Genomic DNA, 19,091 nt, shown 5'->3' with positions numbered 1-19,091 from the left:
AAATGCGGCGCCTTTGCTTGAGGTGTGTCTGACTTGAATTTAAACAGCTGTCTTTAACACGGTGGATGGGCCCAGCCTTTGCGAGGTGGTGCGGCCGATGGCGGACAATCCGGACGCAAACAGGCGCGAGTCGAATAGTGCTCCACAGCAGTTCCTCAGGTCCACCGCCAGCGGTGGGGCGCGGTCGTCGACGCGCAACGCGAAGACCGGCGGGTGGCACGAGCGGCTCAGGCCCATCAACTCAGATCGGCCGACAGCGCCTTACACGCATTCGTCAGCAGCGGCACGGCGCGCTCGATCAGCTCGTCTGTCACCCGGCCTGCGGGCCCGGAAATCGACAGCGCAAGCCGCGATGCCGCATCGGGGATTGCGACGGCCACACAGCGCACGCCGGTCTCCTGCTCGCCTTCGTCGATCGCATAGCCCTGCTTGGCAGCGAAGGCGAGCTGGCCGATGAACTCGTCGGGGTCGGTGATGGTGGCGTCGGTATGGCGCGGCATGCCGGAACGGTTGAGTATCTCGCGCACTTCGTCTATCGGCATGGTGGCCAAGATCGCTTTGCCAACCGCGGTACAGTGCGGCTGCACCCGACGGCCGACTTCGGTAAACATCCGCATGGAGTGGCGCGACGGTGCCTGCGCGACATAGACGATCTCGTCACCGTCGAGCATCGCCAAGTTCGCCGACTCACCGAGTTCGTCGACCAGCCTTGCCAAATGGGGACGCGCCCACACGCTGAGCATCCGCGATGATGCGTCGCCGAGCCGGATCAGGCCGGGGCCGAGAACGTACTGGCGCGATGACTCCTGGCGGATGTAGCCGAGGTCGACCAGCGTGCGCAGCAATCGGTGGATCGTGGGAAGTGGAAGACCGGACTGATTGGCGAGCTGCGACAGCCCAAGAGTCCCGCCTGCGTCGGCCATCAGCTCGAGCAACGAGAAGGCGCGCTCGACCGACTGCACGGACCCGGCGCGGGCCTTGGGTTTGGGTGCCGCGTCGGCCATGGCGTCGTCCTCAACTGGGTTTCTGAATACCGCCATCCAGATATTATCTCCACGATACGAAAACACCGAGTACAGCGAGGTCATGCCGATGACCGCAGCGCACACGCCGATGAACTCGACGCACGGCTCGTGCATGCAGACGCGTTGCGTGCCGCGACGCCGCGACAGATCTCACAAAACCGACAGCTTCCGGAAGCGCCACGCGTTTCACGGCATCCGAATCACAAGCTTCGGGGCGCGCTGGCGTCATCGCGGCGCCCGCACGCTCCAGACGTTCGTCCGCACCCTGGTAGAGGCAGATGGCGTGACCCCGGCTTCGTCGTCACATTGCCCAAGGTGACGTCTATCGAGCAGGTCTACGCATTCGTTTACGCGCTCGCCGCGGTCGAAGAGTCGTGCTCGCTCGAACCTGACAGGCCCTTCGCGCGCATGATCCATACAGGAGGCGAGCGCGCCACCGGGGTGCACGGCACACACGACTACTCGGGCTCGCTCGGCGCGGCGGCCGGCTACCGGACCATCGAAAATCCCGTCGCCGACCAAAGCTGTAATGCAGGTCGCCGCCGCGGGCACCGCGGTGTTTGTGTCGAGCGGCGCCCTCGACCCAGCGGAACTCGACGGTCGGCGTCGACCCCTGACAGGCTGCCCGAGCCGGTAAAGCGCCGTACGAGGGACTGACCACCGGTCATCCATTGTTGTTCCGTGCTCTTGACAGCGCCAGTGATGGCGGACACACTACCGTCAAACGGAAATAAAAATCCGCAATACGGAACTATCTGATCGTCGACAGCCTCGGGAGCGCAAGAGTGAAAATCCTGGCCGCCAACGTCAACACCGCCAAGAGCATGACCGACGCGACCCCCGCCTCGGCGCGCTCGGTGACGTGTGCTGGCGCTGGTCCCCACGTTCGGCAAGGTCGCGCCGTTCGGCTGGTTCATCGGGGCTGCGCGTGGCGCCATCGCGTACTACGTCGTCACCCGGGGTCGCCCGCTGGCCGAGGCGCCGGGCGATTCTCTGAGCGTCTGCAGAAAGGCTGATTTCATGAACCACCCACTTCCGTACGAAGTCAACTGCTCGATCCTGTTCACCGAACTGCCACTGCTCCAGCGACCCGGGGCCGTGAAGCGAGCGGGTTTCGACGGCGTCGAATTCTGGTGGCCCTTCGAGCGCGCGGTGCCGGCCGACAAGGAGCTCGACGCGTTCATCACCTCGATTGAGAACGCCGGAGTGCAACTCGTCGCGCTGAACTTCTTCGCCGGTGACATGGCGGGCGGTGACCGCGGCCTCGTGTCGTGGCCTGCGCGCTGCGCGGAGTTCCGTGACAATATCGACGTCACCATCGGCATCGGCGAACGCTTAGGCTGCAAGGCGTTCAACGCGCTGTACGGCAACCGCGTCGACGATGCGTCGCCGGAGCAGCAGGATGAACTCGGCACCGAAAACCTGGCACTGGCCGCCAAGGCGGCCGCCCGGATCGGCGGGACCGTGCTCGTCGAGCCCATCAGCGGCGCGCCCGCATACTCGTTGCTCACCGCCGCCGACGCACTGGCGGTCATCGACCGCGCAGGCGAGCCGAACATCGCCCTGCTCGCCGACCTGTATCACCTCGCCGTCAACGGTGACAACGTCGACAAGGTGATCGCCGACCACGCCAACCGGATCGCGCATGTGCAGATCGCCGACGCGCCGGGACGCCATGAGCCGGGCACCGGAGAGCTTCCGTTGCTCGCGCAGCTTACCGATCTCCGCAATGCGGGGTACGACGGATGGGTCGGCCTCGAATACAAACCATCCGGCGCTTCCGCTGACAGCTTCGACTGGATCAAAGACCAACAGGAGTGCGGATGACGAACATCGCCTTCATCGGCCTCGGCGTCATGGGCAGCCCCATGGCGGTCCGCCTGGCCAAGGCGGGCCATCAGGTCACCGGCTACAACCGCACATCCGAGAAGACCGCCGCCCTGGTCGAAGCGGGGGGCCGCGCGGCGCAGTCGATCGCCGACGCCGTCGCAGACGCCGAAGTGGTGTGCGTGATGGTGCCGGACTCACGCGATGTCACCGACGTGCTCGCAGGAGAGGGCGGCGTCTTCGACAAAGCGAAGTCCGGCACCTTGATCATCGACTTCTCCAGCATCCGCCCCGACGTCACCGCCCAACTCGCCGAGCAGGCCGCCGCCAAAGACATGAGGTTGCTCGACGCGCCTGTCTCGGGCGGTGAAGCGGGTGCGAAAAGCGCGGCGCTGTCGATCATGGTCGGCGGCGAAGCCGATGATTTCCAGGCCGCACGACCCATCCTCGAAACGGTCGGCAAGACGATCGTCCATGTCGGTCCGAGCGGCGCCGGGCAGACCGTCAAGGCGGCCAACCAGCTTATCGTGGCCGCGAACATCGAGGCGCTGGCCGAAGCGGTCGTCTTCGTCGAGGCGTACGGCGTCGACACTGCGGCGGCCCTCCAGGTGCTCGGCGGTGGCCTTGCCGGATCCAAGGTGCTGGACCAAAAAAAGGAAAACATGCTCAACCGCTCGTTCGACCCCGGCTTTCGAATCTCATTGCACCACAAGGACCTCGGCATCGTCACCGCAGCCGCCCGGGAGGTGGGCGTCGTGGTGCCGCTCGGGGGTCTGGTCGCCCAGTTGATGGCCAGCGCGCTGGCCAACGGCGACGGGAGCCTCGACCATTCCGCGCTGCTGCGCGGTGTCCAACGGCTGAGCGGAAGGGCTCAACCATGACGAAGATGCGTGCGGTCGACGCCGCGGTCCTGATCCTGGAGAAGGAGGGCGCCACCCAGGCGTTCGGCTTGCCTGGCGCGGCGATCAATCCGTTCTATGACGCGATGCGCGCTCACGGCGGTATCAAGCATGTGCTTGCGCGGCACGTCGAGGGCGCCTCGCACATGGCCGAGGGATATACACGGGCCAGGTCGGGCAACATCGGCGTCTGCATCGGGACATCGGGCCCGGCAGGCACCGACATGATCACCGGCCTGTACTCCGCATCGGCCGACTCCATCCCGATCCTCTGCATCACCGGGCAGGCGCCGGTAGCCAAGCTTCACAAGGAGGACTTCCAGGCGATCAACATCGCCGACATCGCCACCCCCGTCACCAAATGGGCGGTGACAGTGATGGAGTCGGCACAGGTGCCCGGCACTTTCCAGAAGGCATTCCACGTCATGCGGGAAGGCCGCCCCGGTCCCGTGCTCCTCGACCTTCCACTGGACGTGCAACTCGGCAAGATCGACTTCGACGTCGACAGCTACGAGCCGCTGCCCGTGACGAGGCCCACCGCCACTCGCAAGCAGGCGGAGAAGGCGCTGACGATGATGGCGGCCGCCGAGCGTCCGCTGATCGTCGCAGGAGGCGGCGTGATCAACGCCGACGCTGCGGACCTTCTGGTGGCGCTGGCCGAGATCGCCGGTGTCCCGGTGGTGCCCACGTTGATGGCGTGGGGCGTCATCCCCGACGATCACCCCCTGTGGGCGGGGATGGTTGGCCTGCAGACGTCGCACCGGTACGGCAATGCGACCATGCTCGAGTCGGATTTCGTACTCGGCATCGGCAACCGGTGGGCGAACCGGCACACCGGTGGCATCGACACTTACACCAAAGGCCGCACCTTCGTGCACATCGACATCGAGCCGACCCAGATCGGCCGCGTCTTCGCACCGGATTACGCCATCGTCTCGGATGCGAAAGCGGCGCTGGAGGTACTCGTCGAGACCGCCAAAAAATGGTACACCGAAGGCCGTCTCCCGGACCGAGGCGCATGGGCCGAGTCGTGCCGGCAGCGCAGACGAAACATGCTGCGGCGAACCAACTTCGACAACATCCCGATCAAGCCGCAGCGGGTGTATCAGGAGATGAACAGGGCGTTCGGGCGCGACACCCGATACGTCAGCACCATCGGTCTGTCTCAGATCCAGGCCGCACAGCTGCTCCACGTCTACAAGCCGCGGCACTGGATCAACGCCGGCCAGGCGGGACCGCTGGGATGGACGGCTCCCGCGGCGCTGGGTGTCGCGACCGCCGACCCGGACTCCCTGGTGGTGGCGCTGTCGGGAGACTATGACTTCCAGTTCCTCATCGAGGAACTCGCCGTCGGGGCGCAGTTCAACATCCCCTACATCCATGTCGTGGTCAACAACTCCTACCTCGGCCTGATCCGGCAGTCGCAGCGCGCGTTCGACATGGACTACTGCGTTCAGCTGTCCTTCGACAATGTCAACAGTCCCGAGCTCGGAGGCTACGGCGTCGACCATGTGAAAGTGGCGGAAGGGTTGGGCTGCAAGGCGATCCGCGTCATCGAACCGAGCCGGTTGCGGGCGGCGCTGGAACACGCGAAGTACCTGATGGCCGAGTATCGGGTTCCCGTGGTGGTCGAGGTGATCCTCGAGCGGGTCACCAACGTGTCGATGGGCACCGAGATCGACAATGTGGTCGAGTTCGAGGAGCTGGCCGTGACGGGTGAAGACGCGCCGACCGAGGTCGTCGCCTTACTGGACTGATACTGCCATGCCGACCGTCCTGATCGCTCCCGACAAATTCGAAGGATCGCTGGCCGCCGCCGAGGCCGTCGGCGACGGCGGTTCGGCAAGCGCCGACGGCGGCGCCGGGTTTCTCGCCGGCCTTGGTGCACAACTGCTCGACGCGGCCAGATCAGCGGTTAGCGATGGTGGTGTGGCGCTTTCGTCGATCGCGAGCGTCGACCTCGCCGCAGCGCTCGACTCGATGGACGGCGTGCACCTGATGCTCGACAGCGAAGTAGACAACCCGCTGACAGGGCCGAAGGGTACGGCCGCCGTCTACGGACCGCAGAAAAGCGATGAATCGGAACAGGTTCGCGAACTCGCCGCCTCGCTCACGCATTTCGCCGATGTCGTCGCGGTCACGACTCGCTCGGATTACCGCGACCACGCGGGCGCAGGTGCGGCAGGTGGAACGGGAGTCGCCGCACTCGTTCTCGGCGCCGAGTTCCGGCCAGCATAAAGACCCTGCGCCGGTTCCAGGACTGGGCCGGCCCGGCCATCTAGGTGGTGATATTTTTGCTACCGACGTTAAGTTCGTCGACCAGAGGCCGAGGACTGCGTCCCGTCAAGATCGCTATTGCCGGCGGCGGGTTCGGCAGCAACGTTGCGCTGCCCGTTTATGCCGAACTAGCGGAATTCGAGCCGGTGGCCGTGTGGTCGCGACGACCCGAGCGTGCTGCAGAACTGGCCAAGCAGGCCGGCCTGCAACTCGGCACGGCCGACTTCTATGAGCTGTTGTCGGTGCCTGGCCTAGAGGCTGTGCACGTCGCGACGCCAGTGGCGACCCACTCTGCGCTCGCCATCGCTGCGGCGGAGCGGGGACTGCATGTGCTGTGCGAGAAACCGCTCGCAGACAACCTCACCAACGCCCGCCGCCTGGTGCAAGCTGTGCGCTCAGCTGGCGTGATCGGCATGGTTGATTTCGAAGTTCGGCTGAAACAGACCCGCCACCGGCTGATTGAGCGTGTGCGTGAGGTGGTGGGACGGCCGCGGATGGTGTCGGTCACGCTGGTGCATTCCGATCATGCTGATCCCAAATCCCGCCCCTATACGTGGGTGCACGATGCCCGGCTTGGCGGGGGTCGGCTACAGGGATACGGGGTTCACGATCTTGACCTCGTTCTGGAGATGTTTCCCGAGGTGGACGCCGTGGCGGCCGCCACCGAAGTGGGAGTGCCGATCCGCGCGGATGGGAACGGACGGCTGCAAGCGGTGACCGCCGAGGACACCTACGCGTTGCTGATGCGGTTTCGCGGAGGCGGGCTGGGTGTCGTCACGCTGGTGTCCACCGCTCGTCACCAGCGCGGCGAAATTATCGAGGTCTATGGCGATTCGGGCACCGTGCGGCTCGATGGTGAAAGGCGGTTGTGGTTTGCGCGCTCGGGCGAGGAATTGCAGAGCGAGGGTCCGTTGGATGCCAGTTCACCCAGGGCGTTCGCGCGGGTGGCGCGCCGGTTTGCGGCCGCGATCCGGCACGGCGCGCTACCCGACCCCTCGCTCGATGAGGGGCTCCACGTGCAGGCCCTCTTGGACGCGATTCGCACTGCCGACGCCGAGCGTCGATGGGTGTGCCCTGAGCCGATTGGGTAACTTCGCCTAGGCAACGGCACAGTGCACGCGTAGGGCGCGCCTGGCTTTGGCGAGCAAGGTGCGCCAACTTTCGGGCAGTGTCCGTACCGCAATCATCGTCGTCCCGAAACCGCATGTATCAGGATGTTCACCAGTGACCAGCCTGCTTTCCGGCGTGCAGGCGCGCGCTCACTCACGCCAAGGCCGCGCTTTCCAGGTCAGCCAGGGCCCCAGGTGTTCGCGTCGCTGTCATCGAGCCGCTTGAGCCCCGCCAGCATCGGCAACCCAGGTGAGAGATGCTGTGGTGTAACAGGTTCCGACATCGTTGCGGGTGGGTCACGTCGTCGCACGCTACCACCGCGCCGAGCGAATCCAGGCGCGACACCGGTCGGCACTAACCCTACCCACGCTGGCGTCTGCCTTGCCCGCCGCCTAACGTGCGCGTGAAGCGAGCCCGCGCCGCCCCTGGGCACGGGAGCAGCGCATCGGGGCTGTCCGCTGCTCCCGTGCGGAATCAGGCGGATTGCAAGGCGGTGCGCAGACTTGCAGCTGCACCATTGGCGGCGACCCGCTCGGCGAGAGCAGCTTGGCCTGCCGCAATGAGTCCCGGTTCACCGTGCCACGCGGTCAATGCAGGCGACACCAGGGCCCGGCCGAACGAAAAAGTCAGTGGCCATGGGGTCCTGTGCTGCTGCATCGCCGCGAGGTTGGCGGTCGCACGCTCGGGCGATTGCCCCCCGGACAAGAATGCCACGCCCGCGAGGTCAGCAGGCCATGCCCTCAGCACCCGCACGGTGTCCTCGGCGACTTCTGCCGGTGTCGACTGTGGCTTGTGGCCTTGGCCTTCGATCACCATGTTTGGTTTGAGCACGATCCCCGCCAAATCGACGTTCAACAGGGCCAGGTTCTCACGAACCGCGGCGTGCACCTCGGAGGTGACCTCGGCGCAGCGGTCGCGGCTGTGCTCACCATCCATCAGCACTTCCGGCTCGACGATCGGGACGAGTCCCGCCTCTTGGCAGGCGGCAGCATAGCGGGCCAGGGCATCAGCGTTGACCCGTATCGCGCCGCGGGTTGGTGTGCTGTCAGTGATCTCAAAGACGGCGCGCCACTTGGCAAATGCTGCGCCCATTGCGGCGTACTCCGCTAGACGGGCGGGAAGCCCGTCGAGACCCTCGGTGACCTTCTCACCTGGCAGGCCGGGGCACGGCTTGGCGCCGGTGTCGACCTTGATCCCGGGTAGGATTCCTCGCGCAGCCACCGCCTGGGCGAATGGCGTTCCATCACTGAACGTTTGGCGCAATGTCTCGTCACAGAAGATGATCCCAGAGATGCTCTGCGCAAGCTGCGGTGTGCTCGCCAGAAGCTCCCGGTAATCCCGCCGCCTTTCAGCGCTAGGTTCGACCCCGGCGTCACGTAGCCGTGCCGACATGGTAGCGATGCTCTCGTCGGCGGCCAGAATGCCTTTTCCGGGAGCCATCAGGTCTGCTGCGATTTCTCTGTATGTGGTCATCGTGTGGTGCGTCCTTCGTACAAGCGGTGTTCAGCATGAAAACTAACGCGCGGCTCGGGAGGTTGGTCTCACCCAAGGGGGTGGATGTGCGGGGTGAGTTAGCTAAGCAAAAGGTTAATTCTCAATGGTCGATTCTCGATAGACATCTACATCATTTGCTGACAGCATTTCATTCCATGACAGATCGATGGAATGCTGGCGTGATCCCCTACGCCGAAATGGGTTACTGGAAACCAGATTACGAGCCGAAGGACACAGACGTGCTGTGCGCCTTCAGGGTAACTCCTCAGCCGGGCGTGCCGCCGGAAGAGGCCCGGCGCTGCGGTGGCCCGGCGAGTCGAGCACCGCTACCTGGACGGTGGTCTGGACCGACCGGCTCACGGCCTACGAGCACTATCAGGCCAAGTGCTTCAAGGTCGACCCCGTGCCCAACAATCCTGAGCAATACATTGCGTGGATCGCCTATGACCTCGACCTGTTCGAGGAGGGCTCGATCGCAAACCTGACCAGCTCGATCATCGGCAACGTGTTCGGGTTCAAGGCGCTCAAGGCGCTGCGCTTGGAAGACATGCGTATCCCCTCGCAGTATGTAAAAACGTTCCAAGGCCCCGCGCACGGTATCGTGATGGAGCGCGAGTATCTCAACAAGTTCGGCCGTCCGCTACTGGGTGCCACCACCAAACCCAAACTGGGCCTCTCCGCGCGCAACTACGGCCGTGTCGTCTACGAGGCGCTGCGCGGCGGCCTGGACTTCACCAAGGACGACGAGAACATCAACTCCCAGCCGTTTATGCGCTGGCGGGACCGCTACCTGTTCGTCATGGAAGCCGTCAACCGCGCACAGGCCGCAACCGGCGAGATCAAGGGCCACTACCTCAACGTCACCGCCGCCACCATGGAGGACATGTACGAGCGGGCCAACTTCGCCAAGGAACTCGGCTCGGTGATCATCATGATCGATCTGACCGTCGGTTACACCGCGATCCAGTCGATGGCCAAATGGGCGCGTGCCAACGGAGTTATTCTGCACCTTCACCGCGCCGGACACGGGACCTACACCCGACAGAAAGCGCACGGCGTCAGCTTCCGGGTCATCGCGAAGTGGATGCGCCTGGCCGGTGTGGACCACATCCACGCCGGCACCGTCGTCGGCAAGCTGGAGGGCGACCCGCATGCCACTGCGGGCTACTACGACACGTGCCGTCTCGGTAGCATCAAGGCCGATCCGGTCAAGGGCCTGTATTTCGACCAGGAATGGGCGTCGATGCCCGGGGTCATGCCGGTCGCGTCCGGGGGCATCCACGCCGGCCAGATGCACCAGCTGCTGCACTATCTCGGCGAGGACGTGGTGCTGCAATTCGGTGGCGGCACCATCGGTCACCCGATGGGCATCGCCGCCGGCGCCGAAGCCAACCGGGTTGCGGTCGAGGCGATGATCAAAGCCCGCAACGAGGGCCGCGACTACTACAAGGAGGGCCCGGACATCCTCAAGAAAGCCGCGTCGCGCAACCGTGCGCTCGACGTCGCGTTGGCCACCTGGGGCGATATCACCTTCAACTACGCCTCCACTGACACCCCCGACGTCGTTGCCACACCGACCGCCAACTAACAGGAGCACACCATGCGCATTACCCAAGGCACCTTCTCGTATCTGCCCGACTTCACTGATGAGGAGATCACCGCTCAAATCAACTACGCGCTGGACAACGGCTGGCCGTTGTCGGTGGAATTCACCGACGATCCCCACCCGCGCAACACCTACTGGGAGATGTGGGGCCTGCCGATGTTCGACCTCAAAGACCCCGCGGGAGTGTTGATGGAGGTCAATCAGTGCCGGGCCGCCTACCCCAATCACTATGTGCGGCTTAACGCCTACGACGCCAGCCTCGGGCGGATGACCGTCGCGTTGTCGTTCATCGTGCAGCGACCCGCCGAAGAACCCGGCTTCCGGCTCGACCGCGCCGAAGCCAACGACCGCCGCATCCAATACACCACCTTCGCTTACGCCACCCAACGGCCAGTTGGAGAACGCTACGCTGCACCATGACCGAGCTCACGGTGCAGACACCAAACGAATCGGTGTGCCATGTCTTCACAATCGACGGATACCGAGTGCCGGTCCGCGTGGGAGGTCGCGAAAACGGGCGTTATGTCGTCATGTTCGAAGACAATCGACACGACGACGGTGCCTACGATGAGGTACGCGAGCGACTCCATCGTCTACACATCGCTTTAATCTGCACCGTCGTCGTCGGAGCCGATCCGCGGCTGACCACCAAGTCGGTTGTTCGTATCCTGGATCGCCTCGGGGTCACTGGCGCCGTGCTGGTCGGAGACGGGCTGTGCGCCGAATTGAGTTGGAAACTCGCTGCACATCATCCCGAACGTTTCAGGGGGCTGGTGGTGGTCGACGCCGGACACCCGCGAGTCCCCGACACGACCGGCGTTGTCCGCGACGCGGACTGCCCGCACGTCGACGTCGACACCACTGTGCTCGTGAGCACCCCGGTGGCCCGGTCAGTTGCTCAAGCGAGCAGGCGGTACGTGCATGGTGACTTCCGACTGACCGAGATGGCGGGATGGCGAGGATCAAAGCACTTCGCAGCACAACTGGCGACTGAGGTGGTGCTGCGGTCATACTCCTGGTGAGCGGCCGGTGAGGGCGTGCCGAAATCGGCCCTTCGTGCTGAGATACCACTGGTGGATGGCGTGGTCTGGTCTACTCGCGTAGCTTGGGCCAGGCTGCCGGGGTGCTCCCGGCCGGTGTCCTGCACGCTGAACTCGACCATCTATCAACGGACTTCACTGGCGTGTTCGGTGGACGTTGACACGGGCCGCGGGCTGGAAGGCGCACCACACGAGTACTCAGGTCCGAATCCGGATGACCCGGGTGGGCGAATGACCGCTGCCTACGAGGCGAACAGCACACCACGCCCCATGCATAACTTACTTGGGGTCAAACAAGGCCCCACTGCCGCAGTGCGTCTCGTGCCTGCTTATCACCAGCACGCACCCGAAATACGCCATTGCGCCAGGCCGCATCAAGCGCGGCACGCACCGCGGACAGCGACTCGCTGCCACCAGTCGAGGTCACCGTCACGGCATCGTCGCCGGTCTGGACGTGCCAGCCGGACTGCGGACCAATCCGCATACTTACCGCAGGTAGGAAAAGGCCACGGAGGTCTTCGGCTAGGTACGTCGGGCGCTGCTGATCCGAGGCAAAAAGCAGATCGGCGGTCGTGCTCACGCCGGTGAGCACGACTACGCTGGGTAAACCGGCGGCGTTGGCGCCGGCGATATCCGTGTCGAGACGGTCGCCTACCACCAGCGGTGAATGAAAAGTACCGGTCGCCAATGCATCTCGAATCATCGCTGCGGCCGGCTTGCCGACGACTTCCGGTTCTACACCGGTCGCTGCCCGCAAAGCCGCGACCATAGAACCGTTGCCGGGCACCAATCCTCGATCGGACGGCAGTGTCACGTCGGCATTGGTTGCGACCCACAATGCACCGCCACGAATTGCCAGTGTGGCCTCGGCGAGATCGGCCCAGCCGGTGTGAGGAGAATGGCCTTGTAAAACCGCCACCGGCGCGTCGCTATACGACCGTACCGGCTGCAGGCCTACGCGAGCGGTCTCGGCGGCCAAGGCCTCGGTGCCGACTACCAGTACCTTCGAACCACCTGGCAGGCGGGCGCTGATGGCGCGCGCGGCGCTCTGGGCGCTGGTAACGACATCGCCTGGATGGACAGCAAGTCCCAATCCACATAGGTGCTTTGCCACCTCTTCGGCGCTTCGCGATGCATTATTGGTCAAGAAAAGCGTGCGAGCACCAACCGTGGCAAGCGTTTCGACCGCGCCGGGAGTCGGTAAGGACCCACGAAACACCGTTCCGTCGAGATCGAGCAGCAGGCAGTCGTGCCCATCGACAAGACAAACCCGGTCTGCAATCATGGTGTAACTTTACTCACTGCAACGACTTTGGCGGTATCGACTTGAGCTACTCTTGCTGAAATGGCACATATGATGAAGTGTTGACTTCAGTCCCATGACAAAGCTGGTTTGCGGGGACTCCGAAATTCCCCACCTGGGCGGAGGATCTGCCCCGCTGTGGGGGCTTTTGACAACCAACTCACGCTGGGCGGCCGCGAGCGGCAAGCACATAATCGCTGCGGTGCAGAGTGTGTCCGGAAGCAGTATCCGCAATCGTTGCTACAGCTGGCACGAGTACACGCATTGCAACTCACACCCGTTGCACGTCGATCTCAGGCATTCGAAGCGTCCCTGCTTAGCTCAGTGGCAGAGCAGCTCGGCGTTGCGCCGTTCGATGAGCCGAAGAATCATCGGAGTGAAGATTAGCTGCATCGCCAAATCCATCTTGCCCCCCCGGACACACGATCGTGTTGGGCCGCGACATGAACGAATCGTGAAGCATTGACAACAAATAGGGGGAAATCGATACCGTGCGGATCGCGAAATCTGATGACCAGCATCGACTCATCGGCAGTAGGAATTGTTCTGGCAATGAACGGGTTTGAGGTGTCGACTACGGGGACACGCTGGAAGTTGACATCAGTACGAGAGAACTGCGGGCAGATGTAATTCACGTAGTCCGGCATCCGACGCAAAATAGTATCGGCAACGGCCTCAGATGTGTATCCACGGACCACCCTGTCGCGGTGTAGCTTCTGAATCCATTCTAGATTAATCACCGGGACGACACCGATACGCAGGTCCGCGTGGCGCGCAACATCGACTGCCTCGGTAACGACGGCGCCGTGTAAGCCTTCGTAGAACAGCATGTCGGAATCCGGCGCCAGATCCTCCCATGGTGTGAATGTGCCGGGCTGCTGGCGATATGGTTTGGCCTCCTCCTCGTCGTGCAGGTACTTGCGGATCTGACCTGTCCCGCTTTCACCGTACGTCCGGAAGAGCTTTTCGAGTTCCTCGAAGAGGTTAGCCTCAGGCCCGAAGTGACTGAAAGTATGATCACCCCGGGCGTGGGCATCCGCGATGGCAGTTTTCATCTCGGCGCGGTCGTAGCGGTGGAAGCTGTCGCCCTCGACATAGACAACGTTGATCCCTTCGCGGCGGAAGATCTGCTCGAAGGTGCGCATGACCGAGGTGGTACCGGCACCGGAGGAGCCGGTGACCGAGACAATCGGGTGCTGGCGAGACATGGCCGGTCAACCAACGTGGGTACGGAAAAGGCCGCGGGTTCCGTAGAGCGGCCAAGACGTCGGCGCGTCGTAATCCTCTTGGTGATAACTCTCGATAAGCTTGACCTCTTCGCGCGCACCGAAGACCAGTGGGGCGCGCTGGTGCAACTCCACGGGCACGACGTCGAGCATGCGGCCGCGCCCGGTGCTCGCGGCTCCCCCAGCCTGTTCAATCAAAAATGCCATAGGGTTGGCCTCATACAACAGTCGTAGTCTTCCTGGCTTGACGGGCTCGCGGGAGTCACGAGGGTAGAGGAACACTCCACCGCGGGTAAGGATGCGGTGGGTCTCCGCCACCAGCGAAGCGACCCAACGCATGTTGAAATCCTTGCGCCGCGGTCCCGATCGGCCAGCCAGACATTCCTGCACGTAGCGTTGCACAGCAGGCTCCCAGAATCGCTGATTGGATGCGTTGATCGCGAATTCCTTCGTCGTCGGGGGAATCTGGATACCCTCTCGAGTCAGGATGAACTCACCGAGTTTCGGGTCCAGGGTGAATGCGTGAACTCCGTTTCCCACCGAGAGCACCAGCACGGTCGACGGGCCGTAGATCGCATAGCCGGCACAGACCTGCTTTGTGCCAGGTTGAAGGAAATCCTCGGGCTGGGCATCCGCCCCAGGGTTAGGCGCGGGCAGGATCGAAAAGATACTGCCGACAGACACGTTGACGTCGATGTTCGATGAACCGTCCAGCGGGTCAAATACCAATAGATACTTGCCTTTGGAATACTCTGCCGGAAGGCGGTAGGGCTCTGGCAATTCCTCGGAAACCATTCCCGCCACCTGACCGCCCCACTCGGTGGCACGCAAGAAGTATTCGTTAGCTATCACATCCAGCTTCTGCTGCACCTCACCCTGAACGTTGGTGTGTTCCGCGGAGCCCAGCACGCCGCCCAAAGCCCCGGCAGCTACCCGATTCGCGATCGCCTTGCAGGCCAATGCCACATTGAGGATCAGTCCATTGAGGTCCCCGGAGGCGCCCGGATACCGCCGACGCTCTTCGATCAAGAACTGCACCAGCGTGGTGTGATCTCTCAGCATGCCTAAGAGGGTGGCCCGGCCGCGCGATCTAGCCCTCCCCCTCCTGGGTGGAAATCTAGGGGTGTCTTGCTCTGCTCAGCGCATCAAGTCGTCCCTGCCGCGGTACGGCATGCCCTCCAGGTAGTCAGCAGCCACTCGCACCAGGCGTCGATCCCGAATCCGGTTCGTGCACTCATTTCGATCACGGCTGCTCCCGGATTCACCAAGTGCAGGTTGGTGTTGAAAAGTCGGATGTCGAAATCGAGGTGAGGGATCAAATCGACCTTGTTGACCAGCACGACGTCGGCTGAGCGGAACATCACCGGGTATTTCAGGGGTTTTTCTTCACCTTCGGTTACCGAATACACCATCGCGCGGGCGTGCTCGCCGACCTCGAATTCGGCGGGGCATACAAGGTTGCCGACGTTTTCGATGATCACCAGATCCAGGGCGGAAAGCGGCAGCCGTGGAATTGCCGAGCGCACCATCGGGGCATCGAGGTGGCACTCGCCGCCGAATCCGTTGGCGGTGTTGATCAGCGTGATGGCCGCACCAAGACCCTCGAGGCGGTCTGCGTCGATGCTTGTCTCGATGTCACCCTCGATGATACCGATGCGCAATGTGTCCTGCAGCCGACGTAAAGTCTGCTGCAGCACCGCAGTTTTCCCGGCGCCCGGGGATGACATCAGGTTGACCGCGATGACGCCCGCATCGTCGAAGTCGCTGCGATTGGCTGCGGCGGTCTGATCATTTTCTGCGAAGATCCGCTCGAGCACCATGATCCGCTCGGAACCAGTTTGGTAGCCGCGGTGATCACCGACGTCAGCCGACGTTGTGGGTTCCAGGTAGTCATGGTCATGTTCCAGGTGGTCATGGTCATGGTCGTGTACAGAACCGTCTTCGTGTCTGTGGAATCGGCCCACGGCGTCACACCTCCGTAAGTTCGAGGGAAGTAAGCAGGAATTCGTCGCCTTCGACTAGGTCGACGGTCCGATCGAGGCAGGCCGGGCACAGCAGTGACAGCTCGGTGAGGACTTGCTCGCAACCACAGCTATTACAGCGGATTTTGGCCGGTATCCGCTCGATACACAGCTCTGTGGCCGCCAGTTCGGATCCTTCGGTAACCAACGACCAGCAGTAGACCAAGGTGTCGGGAACGATCTGGCGCAGCTCCCCGATTCGCAGATTTACTATGCGGACCCCGCGGCCGTCAGCGCGCTTCCGCACAACGCCGACTATCGCGCTGCAGATCGAGAGTTCATGCACCGCCAGCCTCCTGGAGTCAGTCCACGACGATACATCCTCACATCCTCACTGACGCAAGGTTTCCGATGGGCTCACTCCCCAACGCTTTCGGTACTCGACCGCGAAACTGCCGAGGTGATGGAATCCCCACCGGGTGGCCACGTCAGTGACCGTCACCCCATCGCCGGGCATAGCGTCGGCAAGCTCGTCATGCACCCGCTCCAGCCGCCGGTCGCGGACGTACGTCATCGGCGACACCCCCAACTCGTCGCGGAAGCCCTGCTGAATCGACCGGATACTCATATGGACATTGCGGGCAATCAATCCCATTGTGAGGGGTTCGGCCAGGTGAGCGTCGATATATTCGATTGCCCTCTGCACCACCCGGCGACCGGGTTGTCTGGCCGGACGGACGAGTTCTTCGTGGTAGTTGGAAGGCTGCACATGTAAAAGGCTGTTCATCAACAGCTCTTCGATACCACTGATGCCCTGGCCGGACTGCACCAGTGACCCGGGTTGATAGACCTCGGTGTGCAGGAGTTGCACCGCGGCGTGCCAGCGCATCGCCACGTCGCTCGTGAGGTCGAATTCGGGGTGGAAGACCAGCGGACGGGACAGTCGCCGACCACGAAGCCGAGTAAGGTAATCAACTAGAGCCTGCTCCTCGATGCGGATCAGCAACTGCGGGGAGTCATCCTCGAGATGCATGGTGAGCGCAGTTTTCGGACTGGTCACCAGTGCGCAGACCGTGTTCGCTTCGAATTCGTGGCCGTTATGGTGGCACCGCGCGAGCCCGTTTGTCGGCATGTGGACGCCGAAGTAACGCCCCAAGGCGGGGATTTCCAGAGTGGCCCGCACGCTCAGGTCCAGATACAGCATGCTGACGTTGCGCAGCCGAACACCGTGCATCGTGGCGGCGAACCCGGATGGGTTCGCGGTGCACGCGATTCGCATTGGGGCCAGTACCTTGCCGATCAGCGTGGAGGCCTCATTGATGTTTTCGGTATAGAAGATTTCATGGTCGGTCAGCGCCGGTGGAACACCGCGGGAGCGAATTTTCCGGCGCACGGGGTTACCGGTACGCCGGGTGTCGATGAACCGCAGCCTGGTCAGCCGAGACATCCAAGCCGCCCGCTGCAAAGACACAAGGACAGTTGAGTTTCCGTTAAAGGGTTAGCGGCCATCGTTCAAGGCTTCTAGCTGTGCTACGCGCTTCTGCGCGTACAAGTGTGCGTAATTCTGACAGTCATTGCGCAAAAGCGCTAGACCGGATGACGGGGTGTCGTTACCGTGTGTGACCACCAACACATCGGCGGAGGAGGATCGTGTGACCGCTTCACTTGTAGGACAGTCCGAAATCGACGGTCTGACGGACCCGTCGCCGGGCGATGACCTGCTGCAGCGGCTCGACGACCCGCGAATCGCATCCTCGCTGTCGCAGATCCTCGACCACGCGGATTTGCTTGCGACCATCATTGCTGGCCTCGACGGCCTGTTGCGTCGCGCTGAAGTGATCGCCGACTCAATGGTATCCGGTATCGCGGAGATCCGGGAAGTGGCGGCATCCACCAACGGGCAACGGGCGTGGCCCAGCCTCGACGTGACCGGACTCAGCGACAGCGTAGCGCGACTGTCGGCCGCGGCTGTCGAGGCTGCGCCGGCCGTGGAACGGTTACTGCGTTCACCGTTAACCGACCCCCAAACCGCAGAGGTGCTCGCTCAGGTCGGTGAGGCGCTGCTGGAGGGCAGAGAAGCCGCAGTAGCCGACCCTCGCGGACCTAAGGGCGTTTTTGCGGTCATGCGTGTGGTGAAAGATCCGGACGTGTCACGCGGTCTGGGTTTCATGATTCACATCGCTCGCGCGTTCGGCCGCCGGCTAGCGCCGGAACCGACGAAAAAACAGCGGGTTCCGAAGCACGCTGCGGAATAACCCCGCCACCTCAGACAACAAACCAAACTTGCGCATTCTCAACCATTGAGAGGAGTTTTCATGGCGTCCGTGCTCTGGCTACAGGGGGGAGCGTGCAGCGGCAACACGATGTCGTTCCTCAACGCCGACGAGCCCAACGTCGTCGACCTGATCGTCGACTTCGGGCTCGAAGTGCTATGGCATCCGTCCCTCGGTCTCGAGTTGGGCGATAATGCCCAAAAAGTCTTCTGGGACTGTGCTCGTGGTGAGCGTCCCTTGGACATCTTCGTGTTCGAGGGCACTGTCATCGAGGCTCCCAACGGAACCGGCCGCATGGACATGTTCGCCGACCGCCCGATGAAGGACTGGGTCACGGACCTGTGCGCTGCTGCGCAGATCGTGGTGGCGATCGGCGATTGCGCTTGCTGGGGAGGGATTCCCGCCACTGAGCCCAACCCCTCCGCGTCCACGGGACTGCAGTTCCACAAACGCAAAAAAGGCGGGTTTCTCGGCCCCGACTTCCGGTCGAGGATGGGCCTTCCGGTGATCAACATTCCGGGTTGTCCCGCGCACCCGGACTGGATCACCCAGATCATCGTCGCGCTGGCCACCGGGCGGGCAGGTGACATTACGCTAGACGAATTACACCGGCCTGAAACGTTTTTCAAGACTTTCACCCAAACCGGCTGCACTCGCGTGCAGTTCTTCGAGTACAAACAATCCACTTTGTCGTTCGGCGAGGGCACTCGGACCGGCTGCCTGTTCTACGAGTTCGGCTGCCGCGGTCCGATGACCCACTCCCCGTGCAACCGGATCCTGTGGAACCGCCAGTCGTCCAAGACACGCGCCGGAATGCCCTGCCTGGGTTGCACCGAACCCGAATTCCCGCACTTCGACCTGGCCCCGGGCACGGTATTCAAGACCCAGAAGGTCAGCGGAATGATCCCGAAGGAAGTCCCGGAGGGCAGTGACCATCTCACCTACATGGCGCACGCCGCAGCCGCACGGATCGCCGCACCGCAATGGTCAAAAGAAGACATGTTCGTCGTCTAGCAACCCGTTCCGACTTCTCCCCAATACCTGCGAAAG

The 19,091-nt window shown here is 63.1% G+C and carries 18 protein-coding genes and 1 pseudogene; 11 read left to right on the top strand and 8 right to left on the bottom strand.

All coding sequences use genetic code 11. The features are described from left to right. Positions 1–236: 236 nt before the first annotated feature. Positions 237–1,004 (bottom strand): IclR family transcriptional regulator, encoded by a 768-nt coding sequence (locus MYXE_RS02670; RefSeq protein WP_112650056.1) that lies wholly within the window; start codon positions 1,002–1,004, stop codon positions 237–239. Positions 1,005–2,045: 1,041 nt separating this feature from the next. Here MYXE_RS02670 and MYXE_RS02665 point away from each other — a divergent pair. The 5 genes from MYXE_RS02665 to MYXE_RS02645 are packed head-to-tail and all read left to right on the top strand — an operon-like array spanning position 2,046 to position 7,119. After that, positions 2,046–2,852, top strand: coding sequence for a hydroxypyruvate isomerase family protein (locus MYXE_RS02665; protein WP_085197465.1), 807 nt, complete (start codon positions 2,046–2,048; stop codon positions 2,850–2,852). Then, a complete protein-coding gene (locus tag MYXE_RS02660) occupies positions 2,849–3,733 on the top strand; it encodes a 2-hydroxy-3-oxopropionate reductase (RefSeq protein ID WP_085197434.1) in 885 nt (294 codons plus the stop codon). Before MYXE_RS02665 ends, MYXE_RS02660 begins: the two co-directional genes overlap by 4 nt. Beyond that, entirely contained in the window at positions 3,730–5,508 is a 1,779-nt protein-coding gene (gene gcl, locus MYXE_RS02655; protein WP_085197432.1) for a glyoxylate carboligase, read from the top strand. The genes MYXE_RS02660 and gcl overlap by 4 nt, the downstream gene beginning before the upstream one ends. 7 nt (positions 5,509–5,515) lie before the next feature. Next, a complete protein-coding gene (locus MYXE_RS02650) occupies positions 5,516–5,989 on the top strand; it encodes a glycerate kinase (RefSeq protein ID WP_085197430.1) in 474 nt (157 codons plus the stop codon). Positions 5,990–6,045: 56 nt separating this feature from the next. Continuing rightward, positions 6,046–7,119: a Gfo/Idh/MocA family protein gene (locus MYXE_RS02645; RefSeq protein WP_161552034.1), complete on the top strand. Its 1,074-nt coding sequence runs from the start codon at positions 6,046–6,048 to the stop codon at positions 7,117–7,119. A gap of 493 nt (positions 7,120–7,612) precedes the next feature. On the opposite strand, the gene MYXE_RS02640 is transcribed toward MYXE_RS02645, so the two are convergent. Beyond that, complete coding sequence (locus MYXE_RS02640) at positions 7,613–8,611, bottom strand: class I fructose-bisphosphate aldolase (RefSeq protein ID WP_085197426.1); 999 nt, start codon at positions 8,609–8,611, stop codon at positions 7,613–7,615. Here MYXE_RS02640 and MYXE_RS25055 point away from each other — a divergent pair. The 4 genes and pseudogenes from MYXE_RS25055 to MYXE_RS02625 all read left to right on the top strand — a co-directional run. Next, positions 8,602–8,883, top strand: a pseudogene (locus MYXE_RS25055) (hypothetical protein); the annotation flags it as partial. The gene MYXE_RS02640 and the pseudogene MYXE_RS25055 overlap by 10 nt on opposite strands. After that, positions 8,799–10,220, top strand: coding sequence for a ribulose-bisphosphate carboxylase large subunit (locus MYXE_RS02635; protein WP_332102214.1), 1,422 nt, complete (start codon positions 8,799–8,801; stop codon positions 10,218–10,220). The pseudogene MYXE_RS25055 and the gene MYXE_RS02635, both read left to right, overlap by 85 nt. Before the next feature lie 12 nt (positions 10,221–10,232). Further along, positions 10,233–10,658: a ribulose bisphosphate carboxylase small subunit gene (locus MYXE_RS02630; protein ID WP_085197422.1), complete on the top strand. Its 426-nt coding sequence runs from the start codon at positions 10,233–10,235 to the stop codon at positions 10,656–10,658. After that, entirely contained in the window at positions 10,655–11,260 is a 606-nt protein-coding gene (locus tag MYXE_RS02625) for an alpha/beta fold hydrolase (protein ID WP_085197420.1), read from the top strand. Before MYXE_RS02630 ends, MYXE_RS02625 begins: the two co-directional genes overlap by 4 nt. Positions 11,261–11,567: 307 nt before the next feature. Here the strand turns inward: MYXE_RS02625 and MYXE_RS02620 are convergent, their stop codons facing one another. The 6 genes from MYXE_RS02620 to MYXE_RS02595 all read right to left on the bottom strand — a co-directional run bounded on the left by MYXE_RS02620 (position 11,568) and on the right by MYXE_RS02595 (position 17,215). Beyond that, complete coding sequence (locus MYXE_RS02620; protein WP_085197418.1) at positions 11,568–12,563, bottom strand: HAD-IIA family hydrolase; 996 nt, start codon at positions 12,561–12,563, stop codon at positions 11,568–11,570. Positions 12,564–12,964: 401 nt separating this feature from the next. After that, positions 12,965–13,789 (bottom strand): phosphoribulokinase, encoded by an 825-nt coding sequence (locus MYXE_RS02615; protein WP_269474416.1) that lies wholly within the window; start codon positions 13,787–13,789, stop codon positions 12,965–12,967. Positions 13,790–13,795: 6 nt separating this feature from the next. Further along, positions 13,796–14,845 carry a class 1 fructose-bisphosphatase gene (locus MYXE_RS02610; protein WP_232061711.1) on the bottom strand — a complete coding sequence of 350 codons (1,050 nt, stop codon included), beginning with the start codon at positions 14,843–14,845 and terminating at the stop codon, positions 13,796–13,798. A 107-nt stretch (positions 14,846–14,952) separates the two neighbouring features. Next, positions 14,953–15,771, bottom strand: coding sequence for a hydrogenase nickel incorporation protein HypB (gene hypB / locus MYXE_RS02605; RefSeq protein WP_085197412.1), 819 nt, complete (start codon positions 15,769–15,771; stop codon positions 14,953–14,955). 4 nt (positions 15,772–15,775) lie between these two features. Continuing rightward, on the bottom strand, positions 15,776–16,075 hold the full coding sequence (locus MYXE_RS02600; protein ID WP_232061710.1) for a hydrogenase maturation nickel metallochaperone HypA: 300 nt from the start codon (positions 16,073–16,075) through the stop codon (positions 15,776–15,778). Between the two features lie 84 nt (positions 16,076–16,159). Further along, positions 16,160–17,215 carry an AraC family transcriptional regulator gene (locus tag MYXE_RS02595; RefSeq protein ID WP_085197408.1) on the bottom strand — a complete coding sequence of 352 codons (1,056 nt, stop codon included), beginning with the start codon at positions 17,213–17,215 and terminating at the stop codon, positions 16,160–16,162. A 205-nt stretch (positions 17,216–17,420) separates the two neighbouring features. Here MYXE_RS02595 and MYXE_RS02590 point away from each other — a divergent pair, with 205 nt between their 5' ends. Both MYXE_RS02590 and MYXE_RS02585 read left to right on the top strand, forming a co-directional pair. Then, complete coding sequence (locus tag MYXE_RS02590) at positions 17,421–18,023, top strand: DUF1641 domain-containing protein (RefSeq protein ID WP_085197463.1); 603 nt, start codon at positions 17,421–17,423, stop codon at positions 18,021–18,023. Positions 18,024–18,083: 60 nt separating this feature from the next. Further along, positions 18,084–19,055: an NADH-quinone oxidoreductase subunit B family protein gene (locus MYXE_RS02585; protein WP_085197406.1), complete on the top strand. Its 972-nt coding sequence runs from the start codon at positions 18,084–18,086 to the stop codon at positions 19,053–19,055. Positions 19,056–19,091 lie beyond the last annotated feature (36 nt).

Source organism: Mycobacterium xenopi (genome assembly GCF_009936235.1).
Classification (GTDB): domain Bacteria; phylum Actinomycetota; class Actinomycetes; order Mycobacteriales; family Mycobacteriaceae; genus Mycobacterium; species Mycobacterium xenopi.
The sequence above is the reverse complement of the archived record's forward strand: the minus strand, read 5'-3'. Positions and strand labels throughout refer to the sequence as shown.

Bases quoted from the DNA above. Each gene is read 5' to 3' on its own strand.
- MYXE_RS02670 (WP_112650056.1), bottom strand. From the start codon at position 1,004: ATGGCCGACGCGGCACCCAAACCCAAGGCCCGCGCCGGGTCCGTGCAG.
- MYXE_RS02665 (WP_085197465.1), top strand. From the start codon at position 2,046: ATGAACCACCCACTTCCGTACGAAGTCAACTGCTCGATCCTGTTCACC.
- MYXE_RS02660 (WP_085197434.1), top strand. From the start codon at position 2,849: ATGACGAACATCGCCTTCATCGGCCTCGGCGTCATGGGCAGCCCCATG.
- gcl (WP_085197432.1), top strand. From the start codon at position 3,730: ATGACGAAGATGCGTGCGGTCGACGCCGCGGTCCTGATCCTGGAGAAG.
- MYXE_RS02650 (WP_085197430.1), top strand. From the start codon at position 5,516: ATGCCGACCGTCCTGATCGCTCCCGACAAATTCGAAGGATCGCTGGCC.
- MYXE_RS02640 (WP_085197426.1), bottom strand. From the start codon at position 8,611: ATGACCACATACAGAGAAATCGCAGCAGACCTGATGGCTCCCGGAAAA.
- MYXE_RS02635 (WP_332102214.1), top strand. From the start codon at position 8,799: ATGGAATGCTGGCGTGATCCCCTACGCCGAAATGGGTTACTGGAAACC.
- MYXE_RS02630 (WP_085197422.1), top strand. From the start codon at position 10,233: ATGCGCATTACCCAAGGCACCTTCTCGTATCTGCCCGACTTCACTGAT.
- MYXE_RS02625 (WP_085197420.1), top strand. From the start codon at position 10,655: ATGACCGAGCTCACGGTGCAGACACCAAACGAATCGGTGTGCCATGTC.
- MYXE_RS02620 (WP_085197418.1), bottom strand. From the start codon at position 12,563: ATGATTGCAGACCGGGTTTGTCTTGTCGATGGGCACGACTGCCTGCTG.
- MYXE_RS02615 (WP_269474416.1), bottom strand. From the start codon at position 13,789: ATGTCTCGCCAGCACCCGATTGTCTCGGTCACCGGCTCCTCCGGTGCC.
- MYXE_RS02595 (WP_085197408.1), bottom strand. From the start codon at position 17,215: ATGTCTCGGCTGACCAGGCTGCGGTTCATCGACACCCGGCGTACCGGT.
- MYXE_RS02585 (WP_085197406.1), top strand. From the start codon at position 18,084: ATGGCGTCCGTGCTCTGGCTACAGGGGGGAGCGTGCAGCGGCAACACG.